The organism is Actinoplanes sp. NPDC023801, from assembly GCF_040639655.1.
Classification (GTDB): domain Bacteria; phylum Actinomycetota; class Actinomycetes; order Mycobacteriales; family Micromonosporaceae; genus Actinoplanes.
This window is the reverse complement of record NZ_JBFAAI010000004.1, coordinates 259,699-276,761: the sequence shown is the minus strand read 5'-3', so window position 1 is coordinate 276,761 and position 17,063 is coordinate 259,699. Positions and strand designations below refer to the sequence as shown.

At 73.1% G+C, this 17,063-nt stretch carries 21 protein-coding genes and 1 riboswitch; of the genes, 9 read left to right on the top strand and 12 right to left on the bottom strand.

Annotation, left to right across the window (positions count from 1 at the left end):
- Positions 1-39 precede the first annotated feature (39 nt).
- The 5 genes from AB0G04_RS11210 (at position 40) to AB0G04_RS11190 (ending at position 5,449) form a co-directional block, all read left to right on the top strand.
- On the top strand, positions 40-2,526 hold the full coding sequence (locus tag AB0G04_RS11210; protein ID WP_360980277.1) for a LuxR C-terminal-related transcriptional regulator: 2,487 nt from the start codon (positions 40-42) through the stop codon (positions 2,524-2,526).
- Positions 2,523-3,059: a LuxR family transcriptional regulator gene (locus tag AB0G04_RS11205; RefSeq protein ID WP_360980274.1), complete on the top strand. Its 537-nt coding sequence runs from the start codon at positions 2,523-2,525 to the stop codon at positions 3,057-3,059. Before AB0G04_RS11210 ends, AB0G04_RS11205 begins: the two co-directional genes overlap by 4 nt.
- 194 nt (positions 3,060-3,253) lie before the next feature.
- Entirely contained in the window at positions 3,254-3,937 is a 684-nt protein-coding gene (locus AB0G04_RS11200) for a HEAT repeat domain-containing protein (protein ID WP_360980271.1), read from the top strand.
- A 233-nt stretch (positions 3,938-4,170) separates the two neighbouring features.
- The gene (locus AB0G04_RS11195; protein WP_360980268.1) at positions 4,171-4,854 is read left to right on the top strand and encodes a DUF998 domain-containing protein; all 684 of its coding nucleotides are present in this window, start codon (positions 4,171-4,173) and stop codon (positions 4,852-4,854) included.
- A gap of 19 nt (positions 4,855-4,873) precedes the next feature.
- Positions 4,874-5,449 carry an AAA family ATPase gene (locus tag AB0G04_RS11190; RefSeq protein ID WP_360980265.1) on the top strand — a complete coding sequence of 192 codons (576 nt, stop codon included), beginning with the start codon at positions 4,874-4,876 and terminating at the stop codon, positions 5,447-5,449.
- Positions 5,450-5,467: 18 nt separating this feature from the next.
- Here the strand turns inward: AB0G04_RS11190 and AB0G04_RS11185 are convergent, their stop codons facing one another.
- On the bottom strand, positions 5,468-6,694 hold the full coding sequence (locus AB0G04_RS11185; protein ID WP_360980262.1) for an MFS transporter: 1,227 nt from the start codon (positions 6,692-6,694) through the stop codon (positions 5,468-5,470).
- Between the two features lie 308 nt (positions 6,695-7,002).
- Between AB0G04_RS11185 and AB0G04_RS11180 the strand changes: the two genes are divergently transcribed.
- Positions 7,003-7,773, top strand: coding sequence for a lysophospholipid acyltransferase family protein (locus AB0G04_RS11180; RefSeq protein WP_360980259.1), 771 nt, complete (start codon positions 7,003-7,005; stop codon positions 7,771-7,773).
- Here the strand turns inward: AB0G04_RS11180 and AB0G04_RS11175 are convergent.
- Positions 7,667-8,614 (bottom strand): GNAT family N-acetyltransferase, encoded by a 948-nt coding sequence (locus AB0G04_RS11175; RefSeq protein WP_360980256.1) that lies wholly within the window; start codon positions 8,612-8,614, stop codon positions 7,667-7,669. The genes AB0G04_RS11180 and AB0G04_RS11175 overlap by 107 nt on opposite strands.
- 40 nt (positions 8,615-8,654) lie before the next feature.
- Here AB0G04_RS11175 and AB0G04_RS11170 point away from each other — a divergent pair, with 40 nt between their 5' ends.
- Positions 8,655-9,281, top strand: a complete 627-nt coding sequence (locus tag AB0G04_RS11170; RefSeq protein ID WP_360980253.1) for a phosphotransferase — start codon at positions 8,655-8,657, stop codon at positions 9,279-9,281.
- A 40-nt stretch (positions 9,282-9,321) separates the two neighbouring features.
- Here AB0G04_RS11170 and AB0G04_RS11165 read toward each other — a convergent pair whose 3' ends face one another.
- Positions 9,322-9,903, bottom strand: coding sequence for a cadmium resistance transporter (locus AB0G04_RS11165; RefSeq protein ID WP_360980250.1), 582 nt, complete (start codon positions 9,901-9,903; stop codon positions 9,322-9,324).
- 99 nt (positions 9,904-10,002) lie between these two features.
- Here AB0G04_RS11165 and AB0G04_RS11160 point away from each other — a divergent pair, with 99 nt between their 5' ends.
- Positions 10,003-10,641, top strand: a complete 639-nt coding sequence (locus AB0G04_RS11160; protein WP_360980247.1) for a hypothetical protein — start codon at positions 10,003-10,005, stop codon at positions 10,639-10,641.
- On the opposite strand, the gene AB0G04_RS11155 is transcribed toward AB0G04_RS11160, so the two are convergent.
- Positions 10,628-11,374: a DinB family protein gene (locus tag AB0G04_RS11155; RefSeq protein ID WP_360980244.1), complete on the bottom strand. Its 747-nt coding sequence runs from the start codon at positions 11,372-11,374 to the stop codon at positions 10,628-10,630. The two genes, AB0G04_RS11160 and AB0G04_RS11155, sit on opposite strands and share 14 nt — an antisense overlap.
- Positions 11,375-11,425: 51 nt before the next feature.
- A riboswitch (guanidine-III (ykkC-III) riboswitch) is annotated at positions 11,426-11,494 on the top strand.
- A gap of 13 nt (positions 11,495-11,507) precedes the next feature.
- On the opposite strand from AB0G04_RS11155, the gene AB0G04_RS11150 reads away from it, so the two are divergent.
- The gene (locus tag AB0G04_RS11150) at positions 11,508-11,822 is read left to right on the top strand and encodes an SMR family transporter (RefSeq protein WP_360980241.1); all 315 of its coding nucleotides are present in this window, start codon (positions 11,508-11,510) and stop codon (positions 11,820-11,822) included.
- Positions 11,823-11,841: 19 nt separating this feature from the next.
- On the opposite strand, the gene AB0G04_RS11145 is transcribed toward AB0G04_RS11150, so the two are convergent.
- From AB0G04_RS11145 to AB0G04_RS11110, 8 genes are all read right to left on the bottom strand, one after another.
- The gene (locus AB0G04_RS11145) at positions 11,842-12,555 is read right to left on the bottom strand and encodes a hypothetical protein (protein WP_360980238.1); all 714 of its coding nucleotides are present in this window, start codon (positions 12,553-12,555) and stop codon (positions 11,842-11,844) included.
- A gap of 87 nt (positions 12,556-12,642) precedes the next feature.
- A complete protein-coding gene (locus AB0G04_RS11140) occupies positions 12,643-13,365 on the bottom strand; it encodes a VOC family protein (RefSeq protein WP_360980235.1) in 723 nt (240 codons plus the stop codon).
- Positions 13,365-14,105, bottom strand: a complete 741-nt coding sequence (locus AB0G04_RS11135) for a metallophosphoesterase family protein (protein ID WP_360980232.1) — start codon at positions 14,103-14,105, stop codon at positions 13,365-13,367. Before AB0G04_RS11135 ends, AB0G04_RS11140 begins: the two co-directional genes overlap by 1 nt.
- A 12-nt stretch (positions 14,106-14,117) precedes the next feature.
- The gene (locus AB0G04_RS11130; RefSeq protein WP_360980229.1) at positions 14,118-14,693 is read right to left on the bottom strand and encodes an HD domain-containing protein; all 576 of its coding nucleotides are present in this window, start codon (positions 14,691-14,693) and stop codon (positions 14,118-14,120) included.
- 54 nt (positions 14,694-14,747) lie between these two features.
- Complete coding sequence (locus tag AB0G04_RS11125; protein ID WP_360980226.1) at positions 14,748-15,371, bottom strand: DUF998 domain-containing protein; 624 nt, start codon at positions 15,369-15,371, stop codon at positions 14,748-14,750.
- 120 nt (positions 15,372-15,491) lie between these two features.
- Positions 15,492-16,247: a metallophosphoesterase gene (locus AB0G04_RS11120; protein WP_360980223.1), complete on the bottom strand. Its 756-nt coding sequence runs from the start codon at positions 16,245-16,247 to the stop codon at positions 15,492-15,494.
- Positions 16,247-16,819, bottom strand: a complete 573-nt coding sequence (locus AB0G04_RS11115; RefSeq protein WP_360980220.1) for a GrpB family protein — start codon at positions 16,817-16,819, stop codon at positions 16,247-16,249. The genes AB0G04_RS11120 and AB0G04_RS11115 overlap by 1 nt, the downstream gene beginning before the upstream one ends.
- 9 nt (positions 16,820-16,828) lie before the next feature.
- Positions 16,829-17,011 carry an NUDIX domain-containing protein gene (locus AB0G04_RS11110; protein ID WP_360980217.1) on the bottom strand — a complete coding sequence of 61 codons (183 nt, stop codon included), beginning with the start codon at positions 17,009-17,011 and terminating at the stop codon, positions 16,829-16,831.
- Positions 17,012-17,063: the final 52 nt, after the last annotated feature.

Here is a 17,063-nt window from a genome sequence, read left to right as displayed (position 1 = left end):
CCGGGATCCCGAGATCGTGCCAGTGAAGGGGGAACGCAGGTGACGGACGAGCCAGAACAGGCCGCCCGCACCGCGTTGCGCCAGGGACCCGCCCTGGTCGTGCTGACCGGCCCGCCCGGCTGCGGCCGTACCACCCTGCTGCGCCGCATCGCCGCCGCCGTACCCGGGCCCGCCCACCTCGGCGGTGGCCTGGCCATGTTGTCGTCCGTGCCCGCCCTGGCCCTGTCGCGGGCGGTGCGCGCCCGGCTGCCCGCCGACGACGTGCCGCTGCTGGCCGAGGCCGTGCGTTCCCGGGTCCGCGGCGGGCTGCTCGTGCTCGACGACCTGCAGCACGCCGACCCGGCCACCATCGCCGCCGTGACGCACCTGGCCCGCTCCTGCCGGGTCCTGGTCGCGTTACGCACCCCGCACCGGCTCAGCGAAGCAGCGGCGGCCGCGTTGCGGGCCGCGGCCACCGCCTGGCTGCCGGTGCCGCCACTGACCGGTGAGCAGGCGTTCATGCTGGCCCGGCAGACCGCCGGCGGCCTCAGCGAACAGGCCGCCACCACGGTCGTCGCCCGCGCCGGCGGCAATCCCCTGGCGGTCATCGCCCTGGCCCGGCAGGCCGCGTCCGGCCGCGCCCCCATCGGCGAGGACATCGACCAGGTCGCCTACGCCATCGCCGCCGCCCTGGCCGACCTGTCGCGCCCGGCCCGTACCGCCCTGGCCGCGCTCGGCCTGCTGGGCCGGCCCGCCGCGCCGGCGCTGCTCGGCACCGGCGCCGCCGAACTGCTGGCCGCCGGCCTGGTCACCGCCGAACCCGGCGGCTCGCTGCTGCCGGTGTCGGCCTACGTCGCCGAGACCGCGGCCGGGCTGCTCGACGCCGGCGCCCGCGCCGACCTGCACGCCCGGCTCGCCGACCTCACCCCACCGGCGGAGGCGGCCCGGCACCTGGCCGCCGCCGGGGACACCGCCGGCGCGTACCGCAAGGCACTGGCCGCCGCCGACCGGGCCGCCGGCGCCGAACGCGCCGCGCTGCTGCTGTTCGCCTGCGCGCTGCCGACCGGCGTCGACCCGCGGGTGCGGCTGGCCGCCGCCGACGCCGCCCTGGCCACCGGCCGGGCCGCCGACGCCGCCGACGTGCTGCGCCCGCTGGCCGCGTCCGCCGCCGTGGCACCCGGCGCGGCCGCCGACCCGCTCGCCCTGGAAGCGGCCGTGCTGCGCGGCGAGGCCCTGCTGCAGGCCGGTGACCCGGCCACCGCCCGCGACACCGTGCGCCCGGTCCCCGACACGGCCGCCGCGACGGTGGTGGCCGCCCGCGACCGGGTCGTGCTGCTGTGCGCGCTGGCCAGCGAACCGATGAGCGCCCTCGAACTCGCCGAGAAGATCGCCGTCCGGCATCCGCGGCCGTCACCGGGCATCGTCGCCGCCCTCGCCGCGGTCCGCGCCACCCACCGGCTGCCCGGCTGGGACACCGCCCTGCAGCACGCCGCCGGCAGCGGCGACCCGCTGATCGCCCGCTGGTCGGCGTGGCTGCTCGTGGAACACCTCGGCGCCGAGGGCCGGCTCGTCGAAGCAGCCCGGGCCGCCCTGCACGCCGCCGCGGCCGCCGGTGAGGCGCTCGCCTACGGCTGGCAGACCCGGTTCCTGGCCGTCGCCGACTGGGCGCTGGCACTGCACGGCCCCGACTTCCCCGCCGAACTGTCCTGGGACGGCACCGAAGGTGTGCTGCGGCGCGCCGCGAACCTCACCGACCGGGCCCTGCCCGACCAGGCCCGCGCCTACGCCACCGCCGCGACCGCGCTGATCGAGGCCGACACCGGGCTGCTGGCCGCCGCCCGCGCCCGGCTGCAGACGGCACCCGCCCACCCGGCCGCCGCCTGGGTCGCCCGGGAGGCGGCCTGGCTCGACGGGCAACCCGACCGTGCCACCCACCAGCCCACCGACACCGGCGCCGGCCTGCTCGCCGGGCTGCACGCCATCACCGCCCGCTGGGCCGCCTACGACCTGGGCCTGCCCGGCAACAACGCCATCCCCGTCGACCTGCCCGTCGCCGCCCGGCGCACCCTCACCGCCTGGGCGGTCGGCTCGGGGCTGGACACCGCCGCCGACAGCTGGCAGCCGGTCGCCCTGCGCGAACAGGTCCGCTGCCTGATCGCCGCCGGCCTGACCGGCACCGACCGCGACGCCGCCGTGGCCGCGCTGCTGCGCGCCGAACAACTCGCCGACACCGCCGGGCTCACCGTCCTGGCCGGCCGGGCCCGGCGCGGGCTGCGCCGCCACCAGATCCAGCGCGACACCCGCAGCCCCCGCTCCGACGGCCGGCTCACCCGCCGTGAACTCGACGTGCTGCAACTGGTCGCCGCCGGGGAACCGACCCGCCGCATCGCCGGGCAGCTCGGCATCTCCGCCGAAACCGTCGACACCCACATCCGCGCGAGCATGCGCAAACTCGGGGCACGTACCCGGACCGAGGCCGCCGCACTGGCCTTCGCCGTCACCGCGGCGAGGAGCGAACCCTTCGACACCAACGAGGATGGCCGGTGATACGACAGCCCGACGACGCTCCACGCCACGTAGTAGCCACCGCGTCCGAGGCCGAGACCGTCCTGCGGCGCCTGGCCCGCGACGGCTGGACCGCCCGGGCCGGATTCGCCCTGCCCGACCCGTCGTGGGACGTCGGCGCCGCCCACCTGGTGCTGCACGGGCGCGTCAGCGACGACGACCTCGAAGCGGCGCAGCTGGCCGTGCTCGCCGCCGCCCGCGGCGCCGGCGTCGTCGCCGTCTGCGACCCCGAATCGACCGCCGGCCGCGCCCTGATCGACGACCTGTCCCGGCTCGGCCCGGTGCACCGCGGCATCGACGGCTCCGACCTGATCGCCAACCTCATCCCCGAACAACGCGCCCTGCTCGACCGGCTCGCCGCCGGCGACACCATCGCCGCCGCCGCGGCCGCCGAATTCCTGTCGCTGCGCACCGCCAACCGCCGCATCGCCGAGGCACGATCCCTGTTCGGGGTCCGGACCACACGCGAAGCCGTCCTGGCCTATCTGCGTCAGCGGCAGCGTTCCCCCGAGTAACGGTCCACAACCCACCGCCGTCGCCCGGCCGCCCTCTGCGCCGTTGCCGGCACCGCTCGACCGGCCTCCGCCGAACTTTTGGGACGTGCTCCGCAGCCGGTCTTACGGGGATGTGCGCCGCAGCCGGCCGGCAGCGGCCACGTACCGGACCCGCCGGTCCCGCCGCGGTGCGGCGCAACGGGTTGACTACCTTGATGCCGATGCGGTGTGACGAGGTTTTCATGGGCGGCTGCGACCATCCGGTCGGCCCCGGACGGTGGCTGCACGACGACAGTGAATGGACCCGCGGCTACGATCGGCCGCACGGCCCGTATCTGCACCACAATCCGCCGGAGCATCTGCTGCGTCAGCTGGCCGCCGACGCCGACTGGCGGGTCCGGTTCCTGGTGGCCAACCATCCGGTCACCGGGCCGGGCCTGATCGACCGGCTGGCGCAGGACCCGTGGCCGCAGGTGCGGTGGGAGGGCCTGCGGCGTACGTCGTCGCTCGCACTGCTGCGCGCCGCCCGGGACGACGGGGACCGCGTCGCGGTGGCCTCCAACGACCGGTGTCCCGCCGCCCTGCTGGAACGCTGGGGCAGCGACCCGTACCACATCCTGCGCGACCGCGTGGTCGGGCATCCGTCGACACCGGCATGGGTGGTGGACGCCGCAGTGGGTGACCCCGACGGCTCGGTGCGTGCGCTGGCCGCTTTCCGTACCCGCAGCCCGGAGGTGATCGCCGCGGCGGCGGCGAGCCCGGATCGGGGACTGCGTTGCGGCGCGGCCCGCAATCCGGCATGTCCGCCGGCGCTGCGTGACCGGCTCGCCCGGGACGAGGACCCGGCGGTTCGTGCCGCGGCCACCCGCCCGCCCGCCCCCTCCGCCGGCCGCCGGTGACGCAGCCGGTCCGCCGGTGGCCTTCCCGCTGAAGCAACCAACGGACTACTTCGGAGCTGTCGCACCGCACTTCGACCACATGGTGTACGCCGCACCCTGTGACGCCGCGGTGTACACCGGTCGGTGCAGGGCCGTACTCCGACAGCGCAGACCGCGGTGACACCGCCGCGACGACGCGGCCGGCACCCGCACTCTCCTAGCGTCGAGCCGACACCCCGACGCCAGGAGGCCCGATGCCCGGCCCGACCACCCGACGCGGCACCGCCGTACTCGCCGCCCTCGCCGCCTACGTGCTGCTCGCCGGCACCGCCGACCTGATCAATCCGGGCTGGAGCCCGGTCGAGACCATGGTCAGCCACTACGTGCACGCACCAGCCGGCTGGCTCATCCCCGCCGCCCTGTTCAGCCTCGGCACCGCCGCCGCACTGCTGCGCAAACCGCTGACCGCGTCGGGGAGCAGCCGCGCCGGGCGCCGGCTGCTCGCCGCCTTCACCGCCGCGGTGCTGACCGGTGCGCTGTTCCCGGCCGACCCGCCCGGCCGCTGGGACCAGCCACCGACCGTCTCCGGGATCGTGCACGGCACCGCCGCGCTGATCGCGTTCTCCGCCTTGCCGGCCGCCGCGATCGTGCTCACCCGTACCTGGCGGCGTGACCGGCGGTGGCAGCCGGTCGCCCGGCCGCTGACCGTCACCGCCGCGCTGTGCACCGTCACCTGCGCGGCGCTGGCGGTCCTGTTCGCCGACGTCACGGACGGCCCGTCGCTGACGGCCGGGCCCTGGGAGAGCCTGGTCGGCCTGGCCGAGCGCCTGGCCCTGTGGAGTTACGTCGCCTGGCTGGCCGTCGCCGCGTGGGGGCTGCGCCGGCTCACCGCCCGGCCCGCTGCGGCCGGCCGGCGTGACGAGCGGGTCACCCGGTGACGGCTGCCAGGATGGGCGCATGACACAGGTGGTGTTCGTCAACGGTGCGTCCTGCGCGGGTAAGACCACGCTCGGCCGTGCCCTGCAGGACCTGACCGCCGAACCGTATCTGCTGCTCGGCCTGGACACCTGCTTCGGCATGGTGCCCGACCGGTGGGCCGGTGGCCCGCCGGGGGAGTTCCGGCACCTCGGGTTCGCCTACGACCGGCTGCCCGACGACGACGGCCGGCCGATGCTGCGCATCACCTACGGCCGTGACGGGCTGCGGATGATGGCCGGCTTGCACCGGGCGGTGGCCGCGCTGCTCACCGCCGGTAACCGGGTCATCGTCGACGAGATGCTGCTCGGCGCCGACGTCCGCGACGACTGGCTCGAGGTGCTGCGCCCGTGGCGGCCCCTGTACGTCGGTGTCTTCTGCGCCGACGACGAACTGACGCGCCGCGAACAGGCCCGCGGCAACCGGCCGGGCCTGGCCCGCTGGTCGGCGCGGCACGCCCACGACGGCATGACCTACGACGTGTGCGTCGACACCACCGCCACCAGCGCGGCCACCGCCGCCGCCCGGGTCCTCGCCCATTTCGGCGCGGCGGCCTGAGACGCGCCGCGCCGCGTCTCAGCCGGGAAGGGTCCGGCCCAGCCGCGCCAGCGGGGACACCAGCATGATCGCGGGGGAGAGCATCATGCCGGCGGCGGTGACCAGCAGCGCCGCCCGTACCGTCCACTGGTCGGCGAGCTGGCCGCCGAGCAGGGAACCGAACGGGGTCAGGCCCATCCCGGCGAACGTTATCGTGGCGGCGACCCGGCCCTGCATCCCCGGCGGCGTCAGCGCCTGACGCACCGCGGTGACCGTCACGTTGACCAGCTGCCCGAACGTGCCGAACACTAGATTCACCACCACCAGGGCGGCCAGCGTGCCCGCCGACGCCCCGGACAGGGCGGGCACCGCCAGCAGCGCACCGTTGCCGAGGACCGCCGCACCGACCAGCACCGGGCCGTGCCCGAGACGTCCCGGCAGCCGGGCCGCCAGCAGGGAACCGGCCAGCGCGCCCGGACCCACCGCGGCCAGGGTCACCCCGATCGCCGTCGCGGACAGGCCCAGCTCGCGCGGCAGGAACAGCAGGTAGCCGGTCATCGTCGCGGCCAGGAAGAACTGGAACGCCGCGGACGCCAGGCACACCGCCCGCAGCGTGGCGTCGCCGGCCACGAACCGTAGCCCCGCCCCGATCCGCGGCGGGTGCGCCGGCACCGGCGGCGCGGGTTCGCGGATCGCGGCCATCGACAGCAGCGACGCCACGAACAGGACCGCCACACCGGCCGGCGCGAACGGCCACGACGCTGCCACCCCGCCGGCGGCCGGACCGGCGATCTGGGCCGCCGACCGGCTCGCCTCGATCGCGCTGCCGGCCGGCAGCAGCAGGTCACGGTCGACCAGCCGGCTCAGCGACGCCTGATAGGCGATGTCGAACAACACCGACGACGCGCCCACCACGACGGTGACGGCCAGCAGCGCCGGCAGGGTCAGCGTGCCGGACACGGCGGCGACGGCGGTCACCGTCAGGGCCACGGCCCGGCCCAGATCGGAGCAGACCATGACGGTACGGGTCCGCCACCGGTCCACCCACACCCCGGCGAACAGGGCGAGCAGCAGCTGCGGCGCCTGCCCGGCCGCGCGCAGCAGCCCCAGCTGATCGGCGCCGGCGTCCAGGGTCAGCACCGCCAGCAGCGGCAGCATCACCAGCGTGGTCTGCTCACCCAGTTGCGAGACGGTCTGACCGGCCCGGAGAAGACGAAAATCGGTACGGCGAAGACGAAAATCGGTACGGCGCGACCAACCCGGCACACGGACTCCTCGAACAGTTGCGGACACGACGAAGCTCGTGGTGCCGCACAGTTCGAAGGCGGCACGCTCAGGGCGTGCCGGGGCGACCGGGCATGTCCCACCTTTCCGTGACGGGGGACGGACCTGCGACGGTACCGGAGCTCCGCGGCACCCGTCACCCGGTGCGGATCGTGAGCCGGCGCGGATCGTCACGCGCCCCGCGTACCGGAAAGGGAAACGGACGGTGAGGTGCGGATGTCGCCCGGCCGGCGCGAGGCTGACCGGGGGTTGAAGAACGAGGCGCGGGGCGTGCGATCATTCGAATCCTCATGGAGACCTCACCTGTCTGGCGGGCGCCGCGGCTGTGGCTGTGGCTGCTCGTCGCCGCCCGCATCGTGGTGTTCCCGCTGGCCCGGCTCCGGGTGTCGGGCAGCCTGCCCGCCGAGTTGCGCGGCGGCCCGGTGATCCTGGCGACCAACCATGTGAGCCCGTTCGACCCGGTGGTGATGATGGCCGCCTGTCACCGGGCAGGCATCGCCCCGCGGTTCATGGCCACCGGCGGGGTGTTCCGGGCGCCGCTGGTCGGGGCGGTCATGCGCCACTGCGGGCACATCCGGGTCGACCGCAACACCGCGCACGTCGCCGACGCGTTGCCGGCCGCCGCGAAAGCCCTCGCCGAGAACTCGGCGGTGCTGGTCTACCCGGAAGGGCGCATCGGGCTGGACCCGTGGATGTGGCCGGAACGCGGCAAGACCGGCACCGCGCGGATGGCGCAGCTGTCCGGTTCGCCGGTGCTGCCGGTCGCGCAGTGGGGCACGCACGCCGTCGTGCCGTACGCGGCCCCGCGTCACCTCGGCCGGGCCCTGCTCAAAGCGCTGTTCACCCGCCCGGTGGTGCAGGTCCGCTTCGGTGACCGGCCGGTCGACCTGTCGTCGGCGCAGATCGGCACGCCCGGCGCGCAGACGATGCAGGCCACCCGGCTGATCATGGACGCTATCGACGAGACCCTGACGCCGTTGCGCCGCGACGAAATGCAGACGCCGAAAGTGATCGACTCGACCCGGCCGCACGACCTGTCCCGGGTCCGGCCTCGGCGCTGACCAGCCCTTTCTCAAAAGCCAGCTGGTTGTACGGGACGTCGCTGTACCCGCCGATGTCGTCGTAGCCGCTGCCCCGGTACAACGCGAGCGCCTCGATCAGCAGCGGGTGCGTGCCCAGCCGTACCGTGGTGATGCCGTGATTGGCGGCATCCACCTCCAGCCGGCTCAGAAGTTTACGGCCCAGCCCCAGCCCGCGGGCCTCCGGCGCCACCCACAGGTGCCGGATCTCGGCGACACCCGGGCCGAGCCGGATCCACAGGCCGCAGCCGACCGGCGCACCGTCCTCGACGGCCAGCAGCTGGGTGCCGGTGACGTCCTCGGGCCGGGTCAGCGTCGACGCCGCGAACCCCTCCGGGAACGTGGCGTCGAGTTCGGCGGCGTACCGGGCCAGGCATTCCCGCGCCGCCGGCGAGTCCGGCGGCACCGCCTCCACCACGACCGCGGCGGCCCGCAGCACCCGCCGGATCTCCTCCTGCGCGGCGATCAGCCGGTCACGCTGCCCGCCGGTCAGCTCGCCGAGCAGCGCGGCGATCCCGGCATGCGAGCGTGCCTCCAGATCGGTGCGTTCGATGCGGCCCGCTTCGGTCAGTGTCACGGCCGGCCCGTCGCGGCGTACCAGACCGTGCCCGGCGAGCGCGTCGAGCTGTCCGCGCAGATAATCCTCGTCGAGGCCCAGCCGAGCCCGCAGCGCCTCGACGCTGCTGCCGTCACCGATCTCGAACAGCAGCCGCGCCTGCCCGAACGGCCGGTCCTGGCCGAGGAACCGGTCGGTGAGCATGCCCAGGCGCTGCGTGTAGTACCGGTTGAAGTCACGAACCCGTTCGATCTGCTCGACCTCCACCAGCCGATGCTAGATTCCAGCCCCGATCGGAGTCAGACATATGCACTTGCGCGGTTACAGCCACGAGACCCGCACCGACGGGGCGGTGGTCCGCAAGCGGTTCACCGGCCCGCAGGCCGCGCAACGCTTCACCACCGAGGTGTCCGCCTTGGAGGCGCTGGCCGGGCTGCTGCCGGTGCCGCAGATCGTGTCGGCCGGCGACGGTGTCCTGCAGACCGTGCACGTGCCCGGCGTGCACGGCCAAGAACTGATGGAGAACGGACATGCCGTTGAGGTGTTGCGGTCGTGCGCGACGATGCTGCGCCGGGTGCAGGCCGTCGACTGGCCCGGCGGGACCCTCGTGCACGGCGATTTCGGCCCCAACAACCTGCTGCTGGACCCGGACACGTTCGAGGTCACCGCGATCTGCGACTGGGAATGGGCCCACCCCGGCGAGGCGATCGAGGACCTCGCCTGGACCGAATGGATCGTCCGGCGCCACCACCCCGGCGACGTCGGCGCCCTGGCACAGCTGTTCGACGCCTACGGCAGCGAACCCGCCTGGTCGGCACGGAAGGCCGCGATGCTCGCCATCTGCCGCCGGATGCGTGACCGGCCCGGCAACGACCCCGGCGACGCGGCGCACTGGCAGCGCACCATCACCCTGACCACCTCCTGGACCCCTTGACCGTACGGACGGCACGCCCCCGCCACCCGGCGGGGCCGGGCTACCACGCCCCGGAGAGGATCAGCAGGCCCAGCGCGATCAGCACGACCGGGAGCACCACATGCCCCCAGCGGCTCAGCGTCCGCGCGACCGGCGCGCGACCGGCGAAGAACCGGCCCGCCGCGACCCACACCCCGACCAGCACCAGGAACACCAGCACGTACACGGTCACGGCGGCCGCGCCGGCGGTCGCGAACACCGGCACGTACACGCCGATGTTGTCGCCGCCGTTGGCGAACGTCACCGCCGCCACGTCCAGGATCCCGGTCGCGGGCCGGGCCTGTTCGTCCTCACCGGCCCGACCGCGGCTGCGCCACGCCTGGACACCGGCCTTGACGCCCAGCGCCAGGGGGAGCAGCCCCAGGTAGGGCAACATCCTCTCCGGCAGCAGCGCCGCCCCGGACGCGGCCGCCACGGCGACGACGAGAATGCCGGCGAACCCCAGATACTGCCCGGCGGCGATGGTACGGGTGTGGTGCCGCCGTCCCGCACCGTGAGCGAAGAACAGCGCCAGAATCATGATGTCGTCGATGTTCGTGACCGCGAACAGCACGATCGCCTGCCCGGCGACACCCACGCTCATGGGTCAGCAGCCTGCCACGCCGTGATCAGCCGCGGTCCGAAGGGTGTACCGGGCCCGAAACCCGCCCCATCGGCCAGGCCCGTGCCCGACGCTGACCCCATGACGAACCCGCACGTTCCCGCAGCCCGGTTCCTGCGCCACTGCACGATGGCCGTGACCTGCCTGATCACCGGCAGCGCGACCGCCGCGCACGCCGCCCCGCAGCCGCCACCACCGGCCCGCCAGGCCGGCACCACAACCGTGCACGCCACCATGCACGCCACCGCGCACGCCATCGCGCAGGCTCGGCCGCCGGCGAAACTCAGCGCCGCCCAGCGCAAGGTCCTCACCGACGCCACCCGCCGGTTCCGCGACGCCGACGAGGCCCTGGCCGCCGGCTACCTGCCGACCGACCAGTGCGTGCCCGGCATGGGCTGGCACTACGCGCACCCCGGCCTGTCCGCCGACAGCACGATCGACCCGGTATGGCCGGAGGTGCTGCTGTACGTCCCCGGCCGCGACGGCAGACCACGCCTGGTCGGCGTCGAATACTTCAAAGCCGACGCCGACCAGGACGCCAAGACCGACCCCGACCGGCCCACCCTGTTCGGCAACCCGTTCGACGGGCCGATGGCCGGGCACCAGACGCCGCCCGGCGCACCGCCCATGCCGATGCACTACGACCTGCACGTGTGGCTCTACCTGACGAACCCGGCCGGGCAGCTGGCGTCGGAGAACCCGCAGATCATCTGCCCGTGAGCACATCCAGGTCACGTTCGGCGTACAGCCGGTGCCCCCAATGCTCGTTGATCACCGCACCCAGACAGCGGGTCACCGCGTAGCTGTCCGGCTCCGGATAACCCGGCTCGGTCACCGGCGTCGTCGTGGACTGCAGCTGCTCGTCGGTGAGCCCGGCGAGCAGCTCCCGGAACCGGGCCACCCGCCCGGCCCGCACCGCCAGAACCTCCGCCAGCGACGGCCGCATCGACCGGTCACGCGGCAGACCCGGCAGCTCCGGCATCTCGTCGTGCGGCAGATCGGTGCGATGCCACGGCGCGGGCTCACCCAGCACCGCCCGCAACGCCCACGCGGCGGTACCGAAGTTCAGGTGCCGCAACGTCTCGATGAACGACCACTCACCGTCGACCCGCTCGTGCAGCAACTCCTCGTCCAGCGCCGACGCCCGCGTGATCGTGGCCGCCCACAGCTCCTCCAGGATCCGCCACGCCTCGCGATAGCCGGCCGCGTCGACCGGGCGCATCTTCGGCCGCTGCGGATGGATCCGGTCGAGCTCGGCCTCCACCAGCGGCATCACGTCGACGCCGTTGAGCCGCACGTCACGCAGCTCACCGCTGATGTCGACATCGACCGCCCACGCGTCGGTGATCTTCACGCCGGACAGGTCGACGGCATGCATCCGCGCCCCGCGCAGCGACACCATCCGCAACTGCGCACCACTGAGATCCTGATTTTCGAAAGTGTGTTCGGTCACCACGACAGCCTGCCCGCCCCCGCCGCCGCCGTCGAGTGGCTACCGTCGAAGACGGCACCCGCACCGGGGTCGCCCCGGACGAGTGCGTGTCGTACCCGGCCCTGACAAGACGACCGCGACGAGGTGATCTGTCGTGGCCTGGCTCGTTCTCATCATCTCCGGCCTGCTGGAGACCGTCTGGGCGATCGCCCTGGACCGCAGCGCCGGCTTCACCCGCCCCGCACCGACCGTCGTGTTCGGCACCGCCCTGGTCCTGAGCATGGCCGGACTCGGATACGCGCTGCGGACCATCCCCGTCGGCACCGGTTACGCCGTGTGGGTCGGCATCGGCGCGGTCGGCACCGCCCTGGTCGGCATGATCGCCCTCAACGAGCCGGCCAGCCTGCCGCGCATCGTCTGCCTGCTGCTGGTGCTCTGCGGCGTCGCCGGGCTCAAATACTTCCACTGAGAACCCGGCGACACGTCGATCAGCCCGCCTCGCCCAACTCGGCCAGGCGGGCCTCCACCTCGGCCAACTGCTCCCGCAGCCGCTGCGCCTGCTGCTCGGCCTCGGCCCGCTCGGAGGCCACGATCTGCTCGACCGCCTCCTGCACCCCGGGCACGTCGATCAGCGACACCATCCGCAACGCCTCGGCCGGACGGATCACGTAGGGCCGCGCCAGCGCCTTGGCACCCTGGTTGGCCGCCACCGTCCACTCACCCTCACCGTAGGCCAGCGTCACCGTCAGACCCGGCGACGGTTTCGCCTTCACCGGCCGGGCCGCCTTACGCGGAGCCGCCACCTCGCCGCCCTCCTTCTCCTTCACCACAGCTTCCTCACTCCTGCGCGGGGCGGGCGGTTTCGGCGGCAACGGCTTGTCGATCAGGAACTCCGGCCCGGACAGCACCGGCTCGACCGGCTCCGGCGCGGGCGCCACCACCTTCTTGGGCACCGGACCCTTCGGCGCGACCCGCAGATCACCGGGGGAGAACGGCAGCTCGTCACGCCCGAACTTGACCACCACCCACTCGTCCGACACCGCCGGATCCTCGAAGCCGATCACCTGACCGATCTGCCCGGAGATCTGCCCCGCCGACTCGGTGAACTGCACCCGCGGCTTACGCCCGGCCGCCAGCGCCTCCCGGAACTGCTGCAGCTCCTGCTCGGACAGCCCACCGGTATCCACGCCTGCCGCCGTCATCACCCCACCACCTTCGTACGTTTGTATGAGAGCGGCTTCTTTCTACCAGCACCCACCGACAACAACGCCCCCGCCACACCGAAGTGATCATGCAGGGAACGGCGACCGCCCCGTCACGCAATACTCGCGCCCCACCGGATCGGCAAGCGTCGTCCAATCACCCGGCACCCGCCGCACCACCACAGCACCGCACCCCACGTGCCGCGCCACCTCGGCCTCCACGTCATCACACGCCAGATCCACATGCGCCCCCGCCGGACCGGCCCCGACACGCTGCAACAGCAACCGCACCGCCATCCCCGCCGGCCGCTGCAGATACGAGAACTCCGGCAGGTCCGACGCCCGCAACTGCCACCCGGTGACCGCCGCCCAGAACCGTGCCTCCCGTTCGTACGCCGCGTCCGGCACGTCCAGGCACACCTGATCGACGACGCTGCACTGCCCGCCCGGCCACCGCACCGGCACCGGCCGCACACTCTCGCCACGCCACGACACCAGACAGAACCCGATCCCGGCAGGGGAGCGCAGCACCACCAGACCCGGCTCGGCGAACGTCACCACCGCCCCCGCCGCCACCGCCCCGGCCGCCGCCTCGCCGACGTCGTCGACATGCAGGTCCACATGCGCCCCCGCCCGCCCGCCGCCGACCACCTGTACCCGCAGGCACGCGTCCCCCGACCCCGGCACCAGCGTCGCGAACGCCCCGCCACCACGCCGCGGCGACAACGACCAGCCCGTCACCGCCGCCCAGAACGGCTCCGCGACCCGCGACGGCGTGTCCAGAAAGCCGGTCACCCACCGCACCGCCATCACGCCACCCGGCCCGTCCGCAACGCCCCGGCGACATCCGGACGCCCGAAACCCTCCGCCAGCACCGCCGCCGACTCCCAGTCGTACGGCACCGCATGGAACGACGCCTCCCACCGCCCCGACACGTCATCGGCGATCGCGAACCACGCATGCGGCGACCCCGACTCCATCCGATGCGGGAACGGCGCGTCATCCTCATACGCCGGCCACCCCACACTGCCCGGATTCACCACCAGCGCCCCACCCGGCAGACGCAACGACCCCCGCAGATGCGTGTGCCCGCACAACAGCAACCCGTAGCCGTCCACGTCACCGAGACGTTCCACCACCTCGTCGACGCCGGCGTCACGCACCCCCGACGGCTCCACCGTGTGCAACAGATACCGCAGGTCGTCGCCGGGCGCGCCGTGAAAGGCCAGCACCCCCGCAGCGGGGGAGAGGACCGCCGGCAGCGATCGCAACCACTGCAGATGATCTTCCGAGAGAGCCTGCCGGGTCAGCCGATCCGCCATCCCGATCCGTTCCGGCCCGAACGTCAGCACCTGCCGCTCATGATTGCCCGCCACCGTCGCGAACCCCAGCGCCATCAACCGGTCCGCCGTACCCACCGGATCCACATAACCCGACAGCAGGTCCCCGCAATTGACGACCAGGTCCACCCCCGCCGATCCGATCGCCGCCACAACAGCATCCAATGCCGGCAGATTGCCGTGCACGTCGGAGATCACCGCGATACGCATCCGGCCATCCTGCTAGACCGCGAACCCGTTCTGAAATGCCAATCGCCGATCCGCGGCCTCCGCCAAACCCTGCAGGCAGTCGTCCAGCGACACGAACGCCTCCCACACCGGCACCCCCGACGCCGCCGCGATCCGCTCCACCAGCAACTGCTCCAGATCTTCGACCCGCGCACCCTTCCACACCTTGTCGGCCACGCTGACCAGCAGATCCTCCACCCCGACACCGTCGGCACGCCAGGAACCGTGCGACCCGGCGAACCGCGCCAGCCGCTCCGGGAAACCCCTCGCCAGCAACAACTGCCGACCGGCCGCCTCATGCCGCGAACCCGGCACCGACAACTCCTGCCGGAACACCACCTTGCCGACGTCGTGAGTCGCCGCCCCGAACAACACCGCCCCCACATCCACGACCAGCTCCGGATGCGCCGACGACAACCAGCCCGTCACCTCACAGGCCACGTCGTACACCAACCGCAGATGCGCCCCCAGCCGCGCCGGCGCCTGCACCGCCACCAGCAGATCCACCACCTCCGGCGGCAACACCCGATCCGGCCCACCCGGCCCGCACACCGCCCGCCGCAACGACACCCCGACCACCTCCGGCCGGCAACTGTACGAGCCGGCGCCTGTACCCGCCGGCGATCACCGGCCCGCCGCGACAACATCCCGCGGCACCGCACCCGATGACTGCGCACCCAGCACCAGCAGCCGCACACCCGCGACACAGGCCCACACCCACAACGGATAGACCGCCAGCCGCTCCATCACACCCGGACCCACACCCAGCCCCGGCCGCGCCACGAACAAAACCGTCGCCACCAGACCGGCCGCACCCAGCACCACCGTGACCGCACCCCACCGGCCGCCCACCCGCCGACCCGCCAGCACCAGGCCCGCATTGCCGCACACGAACACCAGAAACGCCCCGAGAACATGCACGTTCTCGTTCACATCCGCCGGATACCAGCCGGCCAGGCCCAGACCCGCCGCACCGCAACCCATCAACCACCGTGCCACCCGGCCGACCATGCACAACCGGCTCGTCAGCACCAGACCTGCCGCCACCAGAGCCGCCGCCACGACCAGAGCCACATTCATCACCGCATGCCAGGGCGAACACACATACCGCGGCCGCGACGAATCCCACATCCCGCAACCCACATTGCCCAGATCACTGATGTTGCCGCCCGCCCAGCTGTAACCCGGCGCAGCCCAGCTCAGCCCCACCACCACCTCGGCCACCACCAGCACCGGCGCCGCCAGCACCCAGCACACCGCCGCGACCAGAACACCCCACCCGAATCTCATGCCACCGAGTACACCGGCGCCGGCGCCCGCAGACACTACGACCAGCGCCCCAACCCGGGGTACAGGTAGCCATACCCCTCACACCAGCAGCCGCGCCCCCGGCAACACCAGCGGAGCCCACCGATCCGCACCCGAACGGCCATGCTTCGGATCCACTGCCACGAACCCGCCACCGGTCAACCGCGTCACCGTCCGCCGCGCCTCCCAGTCCACCACCGACCGCTGCCGCACCCGCTCCGGGCACAACCACACCCGCCGCCCATAATCCACAATTGCCGAATGCCCATGCACCTGCGAGAACGGCAACGGCAACCGCTCATCGAGCCACGACCCGTACACCGCAGGAGCCTCCGCCCACAACGGCCCGCCGTCACTGCACAACAACGCCTCCGGCCGCGTGTTCAACAACTCCGCCGCCGTCGACGCCGTCACCGGCCCACCCAACTCCCGCCACGCCGCCACCGACAACCCGGCATGGGTCAACAGAAACTCCTCGCCATCGGCCGCCCGCACCGCCGCCGCCACCCGCATCCGCTCCGTCAGCCACCACCGCCGCAACACACCGGCATCCCCATCAGCCAACGGCACCGGCCAGAACGGCTCCGCACCCAGATACGGCGACTCATGATTGCCGACCAACTGCACCCACCGCGGCGCCGAACCACCCAGCCGCTCCTCGACCAGACGCAACACACCCGCACTGTCCGGACCACGATCCACCAGATCACCCACCTGGATCACCACCGCATCCGGCACACCCACCCACGGCTCCAACGCCTCGGCCAGCTGCCGCGCACAACCACCGACATCCCCGACAATCACCACCGCACCCACTACGGCACCCACCCCGACGCCGCCGCCCACTCCTCAGCCACCGTCACCACCAGATCCACCACCGGATCCTTCACATCCGTGTAAAGCTCCAAATCCTCACCCACCGCCGCCGCCAGCACCACCTTGAACGCCGCATACGCCGGAACCGCCTCCGGATGCGCCCGGAACCAATCCCGGAACAACAACGCCAGCCGCTCGTTCGGCGACCCCACCACCCGGCAATGCACATTCACCGGCACCACACCGGAACCCGCACGCCGAGCCCAGAACCGCTTCACCCACCGCTCCGGCACGTCACCACAACCCGCCGGCACATGATCACGCTCGTACGGCAACCGCCGGAACCCGAGCTCCGCCAGCGGAGCATCGAACGCCGCGACCGCCACCTCCAGGTCAGCCACACTCACCTGCAGATCGAACACCGGCTTGGCCGCCATACCCGGCACCGACGTACTCCCGATGTGCTCCACCCGCACCGCAGCCGGCCCCAGCACCTCCCGCAACCGCCCCGCGAGCCCCGCGCCCTGCTCCAACCAGCGCCGGTCATGCTCAACGACGAAAGCCCCAGTCATCCGCCGACCCTAACCACCCACCGGCCGACGTATCGCCTCCACCACCATCGAACCCACCAGCTCATGAGCGAGCGGCGGCACCTCCTCGGACCGGAACCAGCGGATCTCGTCATGCTCATCGGGAGCGACATTCGCCGGCGTCCCCTCCCACTCGCCGACAAGCCAGGCACTGATCCGGCGCTCGAGAAACATGGGAACGGCAGCTGGCGCTAGCGGTGATCTTGGTCTGAGGGTTTGAGCGTCG